Source organism: Cohnella thermotolerans DSM 17683, assembly GCF_000429825.1.
Lineage (GTDB): Bacteria > Bacillota > Bacilli > Paenibacillales > Paenibacillaceae > Cohnella > Cohnella thermotolerans.
On the sequence record NZ_AUCP01000047.1, the window covers coordinates 1 to 15,161 of the forward strand.

14 protein-coding genes and 3 pseudogenes are annotated in these 15,161 nt (G+C 48.1%); 15 read left to right on the plus strand and 2 right to left on the minus strand.

Translation table 11 applies throughout. The features are described from left to right. The first annotated feature begins 424 nt into the window (after positions 1-424). The 6 genes and pseudogenes from G485_RS31225 to G485_RS28940 all read left to right on the plus strand — a co-directional run bounded on the left by G485_RS31225 (position 425) and on the right by G485_RS28940 (position 3,601). Complete coding sequence (locus tag G485_RS31225) at positions 425-553, plus strand: hypothetical protein (protein WP_276203346.1); 129 nt, start codon at positions 425-427, stop codon at positions 551-553. A 478-nt stretch (positions 554-1,031) separates the two neighbouring features. Continuing rightward, positions 1,032-1,755, plus strand: a pseudogene (locus tag G485_RS25800) (winged helix DNA-binding domain-containing protein). Positions 1,756-2,019: 264 nt separating this feature from the next. Next, positions 2,020-2,190, plus strand: a pseudogene (locus G485_RS30855) (GNAT family N-acetyltransferase); the annotation flags it as partial. Positions 2,191-2,304: 114 nt separating this feature from the next. Beyond that, entirely contained in the window at positions 2,305-2,673 is a 369-nt protein-coding gene (locus tag G485_RS0109610) for a hypothetical protein (protein ID WP_027092388.1), read from the plus strand. Beyond that, on the plus strand, positions 2,674-3,393 hold the full coding sequence (locus G485_RS25810) for a class I SAM-dependent methyltransferase (protein ID WP_051318147.1): 720 nt from the start codon (positions 2,674-2,676) through the stop codon (positions 3,391-3,393). A 103-nt stretch (positions 3,394-3,496) separates the two neighbouring features. Continuing rightward, complete coding sequence (locus tag G485_RS28940) at positions 3,497-3,601, plus strand: sporulation protein YjcZ (protein WP_084423226.1); 105 nt, start codon at positions 3,497-3,499, stop codon at positions 3,599-3,601. 155 nt (positions 3,602-3,756) lie between these two features. Here G485_RS28940 and G485_RS0109625 read toward each other — a convergent pair whose 3' ends face one another. Together G485_RS0109625 and G485_RS28945 are read right to left on the minus strand one after the other, a co-directional pair. Next, entirely contained in the window at positions 3,757-4,212 is a 456-nt protein-coding gene (locus G485_RS0109625; protein WP_156922236.1) for a hypothetical protein, read from the minus strand. Between the two features lie 273 nt (positions 4,213-4,485). After that, a pseudogene (locus G485_RS28945) lies at positions 4,486-4,860 on the minus strand (squalene--hopene cyclase); the annotation flags it as partial. A gap of 226 nt (positions 4,861-5,086) precedes the next feature. Here G485_RS28945 and aepX point away from each other — a divergent pair. The 9 genes from aepX to G485_RS0109675 all read left to right on the plus strand — a co-directional run bounded on the left by aepX (position 5,087) and on the right by G485_RS0109675 (position 14,595). Then, a complete protein-coding gene (gene aepX, locus G485_RS0109635) occupies positions 5,087-5,983 on the plus strand; it encodes a phosphoenolpyruvate mutase (RefSeq protein ID WP_027092390.1) in 897 nt (298 codons plus the stop codon). A 213-nt stretch (positions 5,984-6,196) separates the two neighbouring features. After that, positions 6,197-7,378, plus strand: a complete 1,182-nt coding sequence (locus tag G485_RS0109640) for a KamA family radical SAM protein (protein WP_027092391.1) — start codon at positions 6,197-6,199, stop codon at positions 7,376-7,378. A gap of 132 nt (positions 7,379-7,510) precedes the next feature. Continuing rightward, entirely contained in the window at positions 7,511-8,668 is a 1,158-nt protein-coding gene (locus G485_RS0109645; protein WP_027092392.1) for a YheC/YheD family endospore coat-associated protein, read from the plus strand. Further along, positions 8,619-9,779: a phosphonopyruvate decarboxylase gene (gene aepY / locus G485_RS0109650; RefSeq protein ID WP_205620135.1), complete on the plus strand. Its 1,161-nt coding sequence runs from the start codon at positions 8,619-8,621 to the stop codon at positions 9,777-9,779. Before G485_RS0109645 ends, aepY begins: the two co-directional genes overlap by 50 nt. Next, positions 9,779-10,900 (plus strand): 2-aminoethylphosphonate aminotransferase, encoded by a 1,122-nt coding sequence (locus G485_RS0109655; RefSeq protein WP_027092394.1) that lies wholly within the window; start codon positions 9,779-9,781, stop codon positions 10,898-10,900. Before aepY ends, G485_RS0109655 begins: the two co-directional genes overlap by 1 nt. Positions 10,901-10,960: 60 nt before the next feature. Further along, the gene (locus tag G485_RS0109660; RefSeq protein ID WP_027092395.1) at positions 10,961-11,653 is read left to right on the plus strand and encodes a YheC/YheD family protein; all 693 of its coding nucleotides are present in this window, start codon (positions 10,961-10,963) and stop codon (positions 11,651-11,653) included. Between the two features lie 4 nt (positions 11,654-11,657). After that, on the plus strand, positions 11,658-12,407 hold the full coding sequence (locus G485_RS0109665; protein WP_027092396.1) for a YheC/YheD family protein: 750 nt from the start codon (positions 11,658-11,660) through the stop codon (positions 12,405-12,407). 34 nt (positions 12,408-12,441) lie between these two features. Further along, positions 12,442-13,215, plus strand: coding sequence for a YheC/YheD family protein (locus G485_RS0109670; protein WP_027092397.1), 774 nt, complete (start codon positions 12,442-12,444; stop codon positions 13,213-13,215). Between the two features lie 672 nt (positions 13,216-13,887). Next, the gene (locus G485_RS0109675; RefSeq protein WP_027092398.1) at positions 13,888-14,595 is read left to right on the plus strand and encodes a nucleotidyltransferase domain-containing protein; all 708 of its coding nucleotides are present in this window, start codon (positions 13,888-13,890) and stop codon (positions 14,593-14,595) included. Positions 14,596-15,161: the final 566 nt, after the last annotated feature.

The window sequence follows — 15,161 nt, forward strand, 5'->3', positions numbered from 1 at the left end:
ATATTACAGGGATCGCTAAAGTAATGGACACAGATACGTTATCAGGAGAATTTACGGCCAATTGGCCGTTTGTCTCGGTCATAGCATCATTTAGGTCCGTTAACTTTTCCGGTAGCGATACAACCGGAACGATCAATTAGAGCCTGATTCGGCCTCTTGCATAGGAGGTTGTTGGGCTCTTTTTTCATATCCCAAAATAGGGCTTTTTGTTATGATGTCGCTATACGACATTCTCGAAAGGGGGCGGCTATGAAGCTAAAAGAGATTCTTGCCTGCTTCTTGGGGCGTGGACTGCATCTATAAATTCGTGGAGACAGAAGCTTCCTCCGCATTAGTCGTGGAGTTTCCCGGAGCCAACTATAGCGTTGAAAGACCGTTATTCCACTACATATGAAAAATCGCCCTTCAGCTAGGAATGGACGTCTTGTCTCTTGAATACGGATACCAGGTTGCCCGCGCGAAACCTGAGTTTAACGACAACGACATCAATCATATCGTCGCCGATCTCGAAGAAGCGTTCAAAACGTTGGATCTGAAAGACGGTCATTTTTAACGGCAAAAGTTTGGGAACCTATATTGCGGGATTGCTCGCTGAGAGATTGAACAGGAAAGTGGAGCACCTATTTTTAACGCCGATTAAGATGACCGTTCCGTTCATTCAAAAAAGCAACGGCCTGGTCATCACGGGGGATCGGGATCCTTTGTTTACGAAAGAGGATAGAAGGCAAATTGAAACCGCAAGCATTCATTTGATCGAAGACGCGGATCACGGATTAGAGTCGCATGAATGGACAACCACGCTTGCAATCATGCAAGATGTGCTTACCGAAGTTAACAAGTACTTTCTTAAATGTCTAGCGAAAGCCGAAGGCAGATCTTAACAACCTCCATGCCGGGCTTGGAAAATGATGATAAGGGAGTGAAGCTGGCAAATGGCAAACAAAGCGATCGCGTATCGGCGATTGTTCAACCAACGCATTGCCGGGGCGAAATCGGCGACGCCTGAGGAGGCGATCCGCAGGTTGGGCGCCATGCAGGCGCAAGATGATTTGCAAGCGATATGGGCGATCGGCTGCCGCACGGAAGGCGCGCAGGCTGCGGACATCGAACAAGCTCTGGTCGATAAGAAGATCGTCCTCACCTGGGCGATGCGCGGTACGCTTCATTTTGTGCCGGCGGAAGATGTGAAATGGATGCTCAAGCTAGCGCCCCGCATGCTGGCCCAGAATAAACGGAGGCTGGAGCAGCTGGAAATTGACGCCAAACTTCTCGTGCATTCCGAATCTCTCATTCGCAGTGCTATGCAAGACAAAGGGAGGATAAGCCGTCCGGACCTGATGCAACTGCTGGAGAGCGCCGGCATCGGCACCAAAAACCAGCGCGGCTATCAATTGCTCTGGTTTGGCGCAGTCGGGGCTGATTTGTCTCGGGCCGATGGAAGGGAAGCAGCAAACGTTCATCCTGCTGGACGAATGGGTGCGGGAGGAGCGGGAGTTGTCCCGGGAGGCGTCTCTGGCAGAACTTGCCAAACGTTATTTTTCCGGCCACGGACCTGCAACGCTTCATGACTTCGCCTGGTGGTCGGGGCTTACGATCGGGGAGGCGAGGCAAGCCGTAGAGGCTGCGCAAGGAGCGCCCGATTCGGAAAAGATCGAAGGACGAGCATACTGGACGGGCAAAGAGGCCGCTTTCGAATTCGAGGATCGATCCGTCGTCTGTCTGTTGCCTGAATACGACGAATATTTGCTTGGTTGAGGATCGCCTTTAAGCTGATCCAAATAACGGTTAATGTGCTTCTTATTCTCCGAGTAAGAATGAATGAGCGGGGATTGGACATTATTCCCGTCAATGGCAATGATTTCGAGCCTGTTCGTATCGATTTTCAATCCAGTGCACTCCAATCGAATTTTCCGGTAACATAGAGTTTACATGAATGTATGTATTTGGAACAGTAAAATTGTTGGACCGCCGAGACGGAGGCCGGGCAGGACATCCCCAACAATTGCAATGGAGCCTACGATGATCATTAACAAACAACAATTTTGCGTTAAGGGACTCAATTACATGGTAAGGTCGGCAATAGATGGAGAGACGGAAAATTTAGATAGAGAACCGGGAGAGGGGTTCATAGTTATACCCGGATTTGAACGAATGATAAAAAATGATACGGAGCAACTGAGGAACCTGTTTTAAGTCGCAGAAGTTCATGATCGGCTCGTTAAAACAATCCATTACTCGGGCCGACTCCAATGGCATTAAGCATCACTCGGCCAAAAACGCAGGGAAGAGACGGAATATCTGTTCATGAACTACGTTCCTAAACGTTCTGAACAGCAGATTTCGTTTTGTTTTAATTTTAGGGGAAATATACATTCCATTTGGTCCCGCGGTCATATCCGCGACCGGCGCGGGACGGAGGAAGAGCATGCCGTCTTTCGCCGGATTCACCACGCCAAATACGGCGTCGCGGGGCGGGGGAAGATCACCCGTAAAGACTTGACTGAATACGCCTACGTGCTGGAGCTTGGGAAAATGGAATTGGTGGATGCCGTTTTTGAAAGGCCGATCGAGGGAGTGTTTGAAGATTTTCACTTCATAGGCAAACGCAAACACGGGGCAAACCCCTTCCCCATATACCTATTTATGCATGGACGAATGAAGGAGGAGACATGAATGGAGTATATGGACCTGCTCTCGCGGCTGGGAGTGGCTTCCGCCCATCCGGGGGGATTCAAGGCGACCCAAAAGCTTTTGGACAAAGCCCTGGGGCAAGGCGATTTGCGGATTCTGGAAGTGGGATGCGGTACGGGCAAAACGGCTTGTTATCTTGCGGGCCAAGGGTTCCGTGTAACTGCGCTTGACAGGCATCCGCTGATGCTTGAAAAGGCAAAGAAGCGGGCCGAAAAAGAAGGGATCACCGACATCGAATGGGTTCAGGGCGACGTGCAGGAACTCCCCTTCGACAACGAATCGTTTGACGTCGTTTATGCGGAATCCGTCACCATCTTTACCGATATACCCAAGTCGTTGGAAGAATATTATCGGGTTTTAAAACCGGGAGGCCGGCTGATTGATCGCGAGATCGTTCTTTATTCGGAAATCCCGGAGCCGCCCCGCCAAGAAATTATGGACTTTTTCAAATTCGACAAAATTCCGTCGGTGGATGAGTGGCTCGTTGATCTGCGCCAAGCCGGATTTCAATGCGAACGTCCCAACCTCGATGAATTCCGGAGTCACGAACATTCCATCGATCCGAGCGAAATCCAGGAGCTGGATCTTACCATGCTGTTCGACCCGGAAATCGGACTCGGAATTATGAAATATGCCGATTTGATGCTGGCCCAGGAGCCCTACTTCAGGGTCGGCGATTATATCGCATGGAAGACCGGGTAATTTTGACAACCGGAACAAACGTACAGACCTTACAGCCGCCCCCTCATATCATGGCAGAGCGATGAGAAATCACAATATTCATAAGGATGGAGGATGACAAACAATGAGTGCCGGAGTTGGCGGATTCGGTTTCGGCGGCGGTGCAGCGTTTGTATTGGTGCTGTTCATTCTTCTGGTGATCATTCTGGCTGGCGGTATATTTATCTAATGGATAGCCAGCCCAGGGCTAATGTTATGTTATTGGCCGATCAGCGTTTGCTGTTCGGCCATTTTTGTTTCGGTGGCGAAACGACGATCCGCGGCTTGTCCGCTGCACATACCCCTTGGTATAGAAACGATTCTCACGACCAAAGGGCATTCGTATTAAATTTTTAAGCCCCCTAAAAGCGGCACGATGGTTCGCAGCATGCCGAATCCTATCTTGAGTATCGGCCAAAATTTACCAGCTATACCCAACATTCCTAGAATCCCGCCCCCGGCCTTTACCGGCGTTTTCGGGCCTGCGGGTACCCCACCGGCACCTCCTGGACGAAAGCCGAACAGGCCGTCTTCCCAGCCTCCACCGAATAGGGAAGCGGGCGCTGCGGGCGCCTGGGGAAAGAACCCGTTTAATTTTGCTTTTTCTGCCGACTGCACGAAAGACGAATTCACTTTACCGCGGCCTTTTTTTCCGGACAGGGTAAGCTCCCGATTTTCAACTTCGGTTATCACACCTACATAAAAGCTCCCGTCTTTCAATACGATACAGACGGGCTGGCCCATCCATCGTTTGGCGTCTTCGATAACCATTCTGGACTTTGAGGTCACGATTCCGGTCACCTTCCTTTTGAAATATGATTCAGTTTATTCAAGCGGCAGTCGCTTCGCTTGTACGCTTAGGGATCAGTACACATATGCAGATTATTTGGCCATAGAGAACAAATGTACAATCCATTTGCCTCCTACGCATCTTAACAGTGTGATTGACTCATGATGAGTGCCGGAGTAGGTTATGGCGGTGGTGGCGCTGCATTTGTCCTTCATTTTGGAAGTTTCCGAGGCTCCGGAAGGGGAGTAAAACGGATGGGTTATCGTCTTTTTCGGCTCGCGCGGCTATTCCGAATATTTCTTTTTAAAATGGCTGAGCGCCAGAAGCGGCCAAATGTACCGATAGCTATGATAATAGGAATAAAAAAACCCCGGAAGACCCGCTCCTGTAGGATATTTGGTTTTCCCATTTTCCTCATGCAATAGACTTATCAATCTCTGGATGCCTTTCTTGATTTCGGGCACGGGCCTAGCATGAACGGCAATCAGGGCGTCCAGCGCCCAAGCGGTTTGAGAAGGCGTGCTTGCTCCGAGTGGGGTATACTGCATAACCCGATCGCTGTTGCAGGATTCTCCCCACCCTCCATCAAACCCTATGGATGCCAACCCCGTTATGGCGGCCCATGTGCCATAGATGTAGCATACTCCCCAACGTCCATACCTGCGCCTGCCATTCCAATAATTGATCCGTCAATCGTCCGATTTTCCCATTTACTTGATCTGAAACATTCATTGACCGTCATCCCTTTCTGGCGAAGAGTAAAATTCGCGCGTTGAAATTTATGAAATGTAAACGATTGACCAACACAAGGAGACATGCAGATACATATTTCTAAAGACATAGCCGAACAGGTTTGTTGATTTTGGGAGGAAAGGGATGACTTCAATGAAGAAATCGACCCAATTAAAGCGATTGATCCAGTCACCGAAAACGGAATATATGATGGAAGCTCATAACGGTTTATCCGCGAAGATCGTTGAAGAGGCCGGATTTAAAGGGATTTGGGCCAGCGGACTTTCGATTTCCGCTTCCATGGGCGTAAGGGACAACAATGAAGCCTCTTGGACGCAGGTGCTGGAGGTTTTGGAGTTTATGAGCGATGCAACCCGGATCCCGATTTTGTTGGATGGAGATACGGGATACGGAAACTTCAACAACGCAAGACGATTAGTGAAAAAATTGGAGCAACGCCAGATTGCAGGGGTGTGCATCGAAGATAAACAGTTTCCCAAAACAAACTCTTTTATCCGGGGAGAAGCGCAGCCTCTCGCCCCGATCGATGAATTTTGCGGCAAGATCAAAGCGATGAAAGATACCCAACAAGATGAGGATTTTGTGGTCGTGGCGAGAGTGGAGGCTTTTATCGCGGGCTGGGGAATGGAGGAAATGCTGAAAAGAGCGGAGGCTTACCGTCAAGCGGGCGCGGACGCCATCCTGGCACACAGCAAAAGATCGGATATGACCGAGATCGAATCGTTCGTGAAAGAATGGAGCGGCAGACTTCCGGTTATGATTGTCCCCACCAAGTATTATCGAACGCCCAAAAATCGTTTTCATGAATTGGGAATCGATATGGTGATTTGGGCCAATCACAATTTAAGGGCATCGGTGAGCGCCATGCAAAATATAAGCAAAAGATTGTACCAGGAGGAAAGTCTCATTCAAATCGAAAACTGCGTGTCCCCTCTCGAAGAAATTTTCCGGCTGCAAAACGCGGAGGAACTTCTATCGGCTGAAGACAAGTACCTTGCCGCCCTATCTGTGGAAAAAGAAAGCGAATAGGGTGCCATACGGTTGGTCAGACATGGGTGAATACCATGCCGGACTTTAAAGGCATGGTATTTTTTATATTCTCGGAGTGAACTCGCGGATTTCTTGGCTTTTCCGCATTTAACCAACACATGAATATCCAAGACCGCATTAACTAACTACAAATTCGCAGGAAAGTATGGCGTCGGAGAAAGATCCACATGCGCTTGAGAGGAGAATCGACTGATCATGCAAGTGAAATATTCCACCAATCTGGACGAGTTGCCGTGGCTGACCGAGAGTGAGAAGGCTGCTTTGAAGCATGTAACCGAAAAATTTGTTTTTCGGCTTAACGACTATTATTTGCAGTTGATTGACTGGTCGAATCCGAATGACCCTATCCGAAAACTCGTGATCCCCAATGTGAACGAACTTCAAGAGTACGGCCGATGGGACGCTTCCGACGAAGACACGAACTACGTGGTAAAAGGATGCCAGCATAAATACCGGACGACCGCGTTGCTGCTCGTCTCTGAAGTATGCGGGTCCTATTGCAGATTTTGCTTTCGTAAACGCTTGTTCCGCACGGACGTGAAAGAGGCGATGCCTGACGTGCAAGACGGAATCGAATATATCGCGAGAACGCCTGAAATCAACAATGTTCTGCTGACCGGCGGCGACCCGTTCATCCTGGCGACCAGCAAAATTCGCAATCTGTTGGAAACCCTAAGGTCGATCGAGCACGTCAAAATTATCCGAATCGGCTCGAAGATGCCTGTCTTCAACCCCATGAGAATCTATGAAGACGAGCAGCTCCTTGATGCGATCCGGACCTATTCCACGGAAGAGAAACGGATCTATATCATGGCGCATGTGAACCACTCCAAAGAGATCACGCCGGAAGCCAAAAGATGTTTCAAGGCGCTTCACGACGCCGGAGCGATCGTCGTGAATCAGACGCCTGTGTTGAAAGGAATCAACGATGACCCTGCAGTTCTCGGCGAATTGCTGGATCGGCTTTCATGGGCAGGCGTTACGCCTTATTACTTTTTTGTAAACAGACCCGTCGCGGGCAACAGGGGATTCGTGCTTACGCTGGAAGAAGTGTATCGAATCGTGGAAAAAGCCAAATCCAGAACATCCGGCTTAGGCAAACGAGTGAAGCTTTGCATGAGTCATACATCGGGCAAAATTGAAATCCTCGCCATCGAGAACGGCAAAGCTTATTTAAAGTATCATCAATCGCGTGACGGAGAGTATGGAAAACTCATGATTTTGGACTGTCCTCTAGAAGCCGCCTGGTTTGACGATCTGCCGGGAAACGAAAAATATTGGCACAGACCGGCCAAGAAAACAACGGACGTGATATCCGTCAACGAAATGCCGGATATGCCGCAGAAAAAAACCATAAATGAACTCTTGAGGTGAATCGGAATGTACCGTTCATACAGATCTTCTTCGGCTTCACGTCCGATCGTCGGCGTGTATCTAAGCAACAGATCCATACCGTTAAAACATATGGGAAGATATTACAGACTCAAAAAGCTTGTGGAAGCAAACATGGAAGCAGGCACGACGCTGATTTTCTTTACCGCTGAAGATGTAAATTTTTCTAAGAGACAAATCGCTGGCACATCCTTCGATTACAAGGAAAAAAAGTGGACGAAGAAATCGTTCCCTTTTCCGGACGTCATTTATGTCCGGGGAGGAGGAGATGGAACTGCCGACCTTCTAGAAAAATTCGATGGCTTGGGAATTAAAAGAATCAATCCGATCCATGCCTTTAACAAGAGCGATTTATATCAGCACTTGAATCAGGACCAGAACGTACGTCCTCATTTGCCTCCAACTGTAAATGTCGAAAAATGGAGCGATATGGAAAGCTCGCTTCTCAAGTTCAGGCATGCGTATGTGAAAGCCCATCGTGGCAGGAAAGGGCTGCAGGTGATGCGCGTTGAACGCTTGCCAAATGATACCGGTTATCTATACAGTTATTCGATTATCGGGAAATTGGTTCGCGGGAAAGCAATCAATATGGAAAGCTTGCTCAAAACAATCAGAGCTTTTTTCGGGGATAAGAAAGTGATTGTACAGCGAGCGATCGATCTGGTGAAAATCAAAAACAACCGTCTTGTCGATTTTCGGGCCGAAGTGCAAAGAAATAAACAAAACGATATCGACATTGTCGGCATTTGCGCGCGGGTAGGCAGGCCCAATTCCCCCATTACCACCCATTCGTCCGCTTACCGGTATGACGTTTATCTTCCTAAGTTATTTCCCCGTTATACCGCTCAAAAATTGAATGTCTTGAAAAGCAACATCCAAGATTTCTTGCACAAGGTCTATGCAAGCGTGGAGAAAAAATACGGAGAATTCGGGGAAATCGGCATTGACTTCGCCGTGGATAAAAAAGGGAAGATATGGCTGATCGAATGCAACGCCCAATCGGCAAAAGTTTCCATCGTCAAGGCTTATGGAGCGAAAGCGCAGCGCGTTTTTTTGAACCCGTTGGAGTATGCGAGGACGATCGTCAATACCAACAGATATCCGCTGTTCAACCCAAGGAGCCGAAGTTCCCGCACAGCCGAAGCAACAGAAGCAGTCACAGCAGCAGAAGCAGTCCGAGAAGCACGCAAGGCAGTTGGCGTTAGGAAGGTGCGAATCATCGATGATCAACACCAAAAGTTTCGGGAAAGAATTGAAGAAACTGGGCTTTGATTTTTACAGCGGCGTTCCCTGCTCCTTTTTAAAAAACTTGATCAATTTTGCCATCAATGAATGCGAGTATATCGGAGCAGCGAACGAGGGCGACGCGGTCGCCATCGCTTCTGGAGCTTTGCTGGGAGGAAAGAAACCCGTTGTTCTGATGCAAAATTCCGGTCTGGCGAATGCCGTTTCGCCGCTTGTATCGCTGAATTATCCGTTTCGCATCCCGGTGCTGGGGTTTGTCAGCTGGCGGGGAGAACCCGGTGATCCGGATGAACCGCAGCATGAACTGATGGGACGCATCACGACAAAGCTGCTGGATTCGATGCAGGTAAAGTGGATGTATTTGTCTGACGATTTGAAAAAAGCCAAAAGACAGTTGTTGCTGGCCGCCCAGTATATCGAAAGCAACCGCCCTTTTTTCTTCGTGGTGCGCAAAGGAACGTTCGAACCAGAAAATCTGCAAAAACAGGAGCACTCCTTCACCGTCAACAAAGTAACCAGGGGACAACACGCCTCCAATCAGCTGCCTCCCCGCCAGGAAGCATTGCGGATGATCAATGCATGGAAAGACAGCCAAACCGTTCAGCTCGCCACTACCGGAAAAACCGGAAGGCAATTGTACGAAATCGAAGATGCTTGCAACAACTTATATATGGTCGGTTCCATGGGGTGCGTCGGTTCTTTCGGCCTTGGACTCGCGCTTAGCCAACCCCGTTTCGATATCGTCGTGATCGATGGAGACGGCTCGCTGCTGATGCGTATGGGCAGTTTGGCTACGATCGGCTACTGCAATCCGCAGAATATGATTCATATCTTATTGGATAACAATGCGCATGATTCTACGGGCGGGCAAAAGACGGTTTCACATAATGTAAATTTCGTTAACATTGCTTCAGCCTGCGGTTACTCACAATCCGTCTATGTCCACAATCTAGACGAACTGAATGCATGCCTCGAAAAATGGAAAATGACGAAAGGCTTGACCTTTCTGCATCTCAAAATTTCTTCCAGCACCGAGGATCAGCTGAGCCGGCCAGCAAGCAAACCTTACGAGGTCAAAGAACGGTTACAGAAGTTTTTGAACCGCAATTTCTCAGAATCGAATGGAGAGGGAAGCTGATGCAGCCGGTCAGAAGAAATATTTTGCTCACTCCCGGCCCCGCAACGACAACGGATCGCGTTAAACGAGCCCAAGTGGTGCCGGATATTTGCCCGCGTGAAAAAGAATTCGGCCAACTGATCGAAACGGTTTGCATCGAATTGACCCGTATCGTTGCCGATCCGGAGAGTTATTCGACCGTATTGTTTGGAGGCTCCGGCACGGCTGCTGTCGAGTCCATACTCAGTTCCGCCGTCCATCACGGCGATCTGGTTCTGATCGTGAATAACGGAGCGTACGGCAAACGAATGTGCGAAATGGCGGAAGCGTACGGATTAGACCATTTGGTATTCCACAGTCCTCCGCATGTAGCCCTTGATTTGACCGCATTGAAATCGCTTCTGAACAAAAGCCGCCGTAAAATCACCCATCTGGCTGTCGTACACCACGAGACGACGACCGGGCTTCTGAATGACATTGAAGCGATTGGCGCTTTGTGCCGAAGCCATCGCATACACCTGATTGTGGATGCCATCAGTTCTTTTGCAGCGATCCCGATCGACATGCGCGAAATGAACATTCATTACCTCGCGGCCAGTTCCAACAAAAATCTTCAAGCCATGCCCGGGATTTCGTTCGTCATCGCCGAAACGGAGTTATTGGAAAGAAAACAGCCCTCTCAGCCGAGAAATTATTATTTGAATTTGCACGCCCAATACCGTTTTTTCTCGGAAACCCGCCAAACCCGGTTTACGCCTCCCGTTCAAACCCTATATGCGCTGAAACAAGCGATCGAAGAATTAAAAGAAGAAGGGATCGAACAAAGATATTCACGGTATCAAAAATCTTGGGAAACGTTGATTGCCGGCGTAACCCGGCTGGGATTAAAGTATATCGCCAGTGATCATCTCCATTCCAAGTTAGTCACGTCCATCTTCGAACCGAACGTAGAAGGTTACAATTTCAAAGAGATGCACGACTACTTGCACAGTAGAGGCTACACGATCTACCCCGGCAAACTCGATGATTTCAGAACGTTTAGGATCGCGAATATCGGTGATATTACCTGCAAAGATATAGAGTCATTTTTGAAGCTGCTGGAAACCTATTTCAAACGAAAAGGCTTTATAAAGGAGGATTAAGGAGGTGATCGTATCGAACACACCATCATTCGCAGCAAAATGAAAAAGGGACTTCCCCTCATGAACGACCCCATCATGAAGCATTATGTTCCGGATACGGACTGGTTTCAGCTTTCGAGCCTCCAAAGAATGCTGCAAGCCTATTCATGCGTTTATATCAAGCCTGATGTCGGGAGAAAAGGCTCCGGTATCATCCGGGTCAAGAAGCATAACGCGAAAGAATCTGAAATTTCATATAATCAAACCACGAGCTTGTGCTCGTCGGATCAAGTATACTTGCGAATCAAATGGATTCTGAATCCCAAAAAGAAATACATCATCCAACAAGGCATTGATTTGGCAACTTATCAGCACCGTCCATTCGATGTCCGGGTCGTACTGCAGAAACCGCTGGGCAGGTGGCGAGCGACGTTGATGAGCGCTAAAGTCGCGCCCCACAAGTCATCGATCGTCACGAATATCGCGAAGGGGGCCAAGGATCATAATTTATACAAATTGCTCCGGGAAACCGACCAGTCATTGAACAGTTCGGAAGTCATGCGGGATTTATTGGACCCTTCCTATCAAATCGCACAAATTTTGGATTCCCATTACCCGCTGAAAATTCTCGGGTTGGATTTGGGAGTCGATAAGAAAGGAAAAGTGTGGTTCATCGAGGCCAATACGAAACCGGATTGCATAGGATTGGAGACGATCGACCGGAAGCTGTATCGAAAATATCTCAGAGCCAAAAAAATAATGCGCGGCGGGTGATTTGATGGCGATTGAGAAACACCATGTCAAAAGCAAACTTGCAGTGGCCTATCAGCTCATTCATACGCCTGAGGTCTCCGGTCATATTCCCGAAACGGAACTGTTACGGGAAAGCGCGTTTCACAGGATGATCAAGAAATATGACGCGATTTACCTCAAACCGGACCAAGGGAGAAAATCGAGAGGCGTGTTCCGGATTGAGAAGTTAAAGAACAACGAATTTCAATTAAGGTCAGGGACCAGCACGACATACGTCCATTCGAAGGATCTCTGGAATAAAGTGAAGAGCAAGACGGAGGGCAGCAGATATATTATCCAACGGGCAATAGACAGTGTGACGAAGGACGGCAGACACTTTGATCTTCGTTGCCATTCCCTGAGAGTGAATGGGAAGTGGAAGGTCGGAGGGATCTGCGGGAGGCTGGGGGAGAAGGGAAGTATCGTGACAACATCGCATTACGGGGGGACCCCGATATTACTCGATACGCTCTTTACAAAACATTTGAAATATACGAATAAGGAAAAAACCGAAATGAAACGGAGATTGGAAAGATGCGTCGTCAAATCGGTTCGTCACGTAAGCCGAATGTACCCCAGTCTGAAAGAGTTTGCCGTCGACATCGGCATTGACCGCCGGAAGAGAATCTGGATTTTCGAAGTCAATATCGAACCTCTGATCAGAGGGAATTTCAAAATGCTTCCGGATCTGACGTTGTATCGAAAAATTAAAAGGTTGAGGAAGATCGCAAAATAAGCGTTTGGGACAACGAAGATAAAGGAATGATGGCATGGCCTCAAAATGGGATCCTTCCAAATGGGAGATACATCAGTTATATTCCAAACATTCAGATCTCCGCAAACTTTTGCCGCCGACCTCGATTCTGACTCCCGGCTCCCTTTCGAAATACTTGGACAAATACCCATCGGTATACGTCAAAGGCAAGAACGAGCATACCGGCTCGGGAATCATAAAGGCATGGAAAACAGAAAAAGGTTATCGGTTTGTTAGAGTCAAGGGTAAACCGGTGGATGTGAAATCGATCGACGAACTCTATGATAAGGTCACAGACGGACGGCGCGCAAAGTCGGTTCTCGTCCAAAAGACGATCGACTTGGCCACCATTCAAGGAAGCCCCTTTTCCATTCGTGTGATGATTATGCGGGACGGCAAAGAAAAATGGCAGTATGCGGGGATGCTGGCGAAAGTTGCGGGAGAAAGCAGCGTCGTGACCAATGTTCGGCGGGGTGGAGGGTATGCCGCCACGATCGAGAATGCACTGGCCCAATCGTTAGGCTATGGCCGTGATCAAATCGAGAGCGTAAAACGTGAGTTGATCGACCACGGATTTAAATTGATCCGATATGCAACGAAAAGCGGATATCGCTCCCATGAGGCGGGTATAGATTTTGGTATCGATCATAAAGGGAAAATATGGATCATCGAGGTGAACCTCGCATATCCCTCTTATGAACTGTTTAATCGATTGAAGGATAAAACGTTCTACCGTAAGATCAAAGGTTTGGCGGGTGATTACCAAAAGAGCCGAAGAAAGACGGGATAAGGGGAAGATAACAAGCTTTTTCCCAACTGCAAGGACAAAAGCTTAGTGTCGGCCGGAAAAGATGTCCCGATTCCATGTATCCCTTTACCTGCCTATCGTCAAGTTCATTTTGGCTCGTTGTTATCAGGTCAGCCAGTCAGTTCTGGCTGGCCTTTTTTTGGCCGTTTCTATGAGCTGAGCGGCTTATTCGCAGCCTCATCGTCGTGCCATGAATCAAATTGTTGTTGGATTACCAGAATGATGACTAACATCTATTCGGTCACCTACATATTCTGTAATCAGAGGAGAGAGCGGAATTGCTGTACCCAAGAGCCCGCGAGTCCATCGGCCTCATGGAAGGCGCTACGGCAGCCAGACACGACTCCGTGCTTTGCTGTTCCGAGCCGCAAGAAAAAGGCTTATGATGCCGGTAAGGTGCTTGGCCCCCATCGGGCGGCGCAACTGCTTCAAGTGGCAACTTAGTTCATCCACAGGTAGATCTTTGACAAACGAAGCACGGATAGGCTGGGAGAAATTCACACCATTAGGGCATCGACCCAGGGAGATATGGGAGGGTTAACCGCAAGGGTATACGTGGAGATCCATATGCGACCATACGTGAGTCGAAGATGAAATCATGTGAAATAGCTAGAAAAACGGAGAAAACATTATTTTATTGAGGGAGATGATTAGATGAAATATAGCCCGAAAGCAGCCGCCAGATCATTTATAAAAAAGCATTTTCCAAATGCATGTGTCGCGTTTTTGGGAGGAAGCGCCGCGCATCGAAACTTGACCCCGAACTCCGATCTGGACATCCTCGTTTTTGACGATACGCAGTTCCCTTTCAAACAAAACTACACCGGGTATGGCTGGACCATTGAAGCCTTTGTGGTAACACGCAGTGTTTATCGTTCTTTTTTTGATGAAGCCAGAAGAAGCGGTCTTCCTTCGATACTCCGCATGTGTGTAGAAGGAGAAACGATTGTAGATACAGGATTTGCAGAAGGGATCCGGTCGGAAGCGCGAGATCTGATGTCCCAAGGACCCTGCGAATGGACATGGGATGAAATGAACCAGGTTCGGTATCAAATAACGGAATGCCTGGAGGATTTGTCCGATGCACACTTATATCATGAAAACTTGTTTATCGTAAATCAACTAACCGAGCTGGTCACCAAGTTTATTTTGCGAGCAAACGGCCAATGGATCGGGATAGGCAAATGGGCGGTACGTTCGCTTGCGGAATACGACAAGCAGTTATGCGACGAATTTTTATACGCTCTTGATTCTTTTTATAAAAAGGAAACCGTCGAACTTCTTATTCCATTCATCGACCGTGTACTCGAACCGCACGGAGGTAGGTTGCTGGAAGGCTGGATGGAAGGCAGTGTTTTATGAGGAGGAGTGATACACGATCTGCATTAGACGAGTTGGAACGATACAGCTCGCCTCCCGTGTCGGCCCCCATATTCATCCCCTTCATCGGGGCGCTGATTACCATGAAAAGGAAGTCGTTCTGGCCAGTGACCTCTTGCTTGTCGTTGCCAATATTGGTTTTTTCTTAATTTAATCAATTTGCTTCCGATTTCACGGCTTTAATAATTTCATTGGCGGTTTCATTGCTGAACGGGATATTTACCAGTTTCTAGATCATCTATAAAAAGAAATACAGATTCGGTGATGGCTTAAGAAGTACCTATTCTACGACTCATCACACTACCTTGCCCCTTTTTGATATCCGTACTGTTATGATATGAGGTGCACAAGCCAACTGTTCTTCTTGAGAATATTTACGCTTTGCCCGAATCTCGAGTTTTCTATGTTTGGTCATAAAATTAGACCTTTAGATAAGCATTTACCCAAGCAATTCCGAAATAAAAAAATATAATATAGGAGCTTAGTGGAAAGGAGTGAAAACGAATGAGCGGATTCGCAGGATTTGGATTTGGACGTCATATCGGTTT

Excerpts from the sequence above, each read along its gene's own strand:
- G485_RS0109610 (WP_027092388.1), top strand. The coding sequence starts at position 2,305 with ATGAACTACGTTCCTAAACGTTCTGAACAGCAGATTTCGTTTTGTTTT.
- G485_RS25810 (WP_051318147.1), top strand. The coding sequence starts at position 2,674 with ATGGAGTATATGGACCTGCTCTCGCGGCTGGGAGTGGCTTCCGCCCAT.
- G485_RS28940 (WP_084423226.1), top strand. The coding sequence starts at position 3,497 with ATGAGTGCCGGAGTTGGCGGATTCGGTTTCGGCGGCGGTGCAGCGTTT.
- aepX (WP_027092390.1), top strand. The coding sequence starts at position 5,087 with ATGAAGAAATCGACCCAATTAAAGCGATTGATCCAGTCACCGAAAACG.
- G485_RS0109645 (WP_027092392.1), top strand. The coding sequence starts at position 7,511 with ATGGAAGCAGGCACGACGCTGATTTTCTTTACCGCTGAAGATGTAAAT.
- aepY (WP_205620135.1), top strand. The coding sequence starts at position 8,619 with ATGATCAACACCAAAAGTTTCGGGAAAGAATTGAAGAAACTGGGCTTT.
- G485_RS0109655 (WP_027092394.1), top strand. The coding sequence starts at position 9,779 with ATGCAGCCGGTCAGAAGAAATATTTTGCTCACTCCCGGCCCCGCAACG.
- G485_RS0109660 (WP_027092395.1), top strand. The coding sequence starts at position 10,961 with ATGAACGACCCCATCATGAAGCATTATGTTCCGGATACGGACTGGTTT.
- G485_RS0109665 (WP_027092396.1), top strand. The coding sequence starts at position 11,658 with ATGGCGATTGAGAAACACCATGTCAAAAGCAAACTTGCAGTGGCCTAT.
- G485_RS0109670 (WP_027092397.1), top strand. The coding sequence starts at position 12,442 with ATGGCCTCAAAATGGGATCCTTCCAAATGGGAGATACATCAGTTATAT.
- G485_RS0109675 (WP_027092398.1), top strand. The coding sequence starts at position 13,888 with ATGAAATATAGCCCGAAAGCAGCCGCCAGATCATTTATAAAAAAGCAT.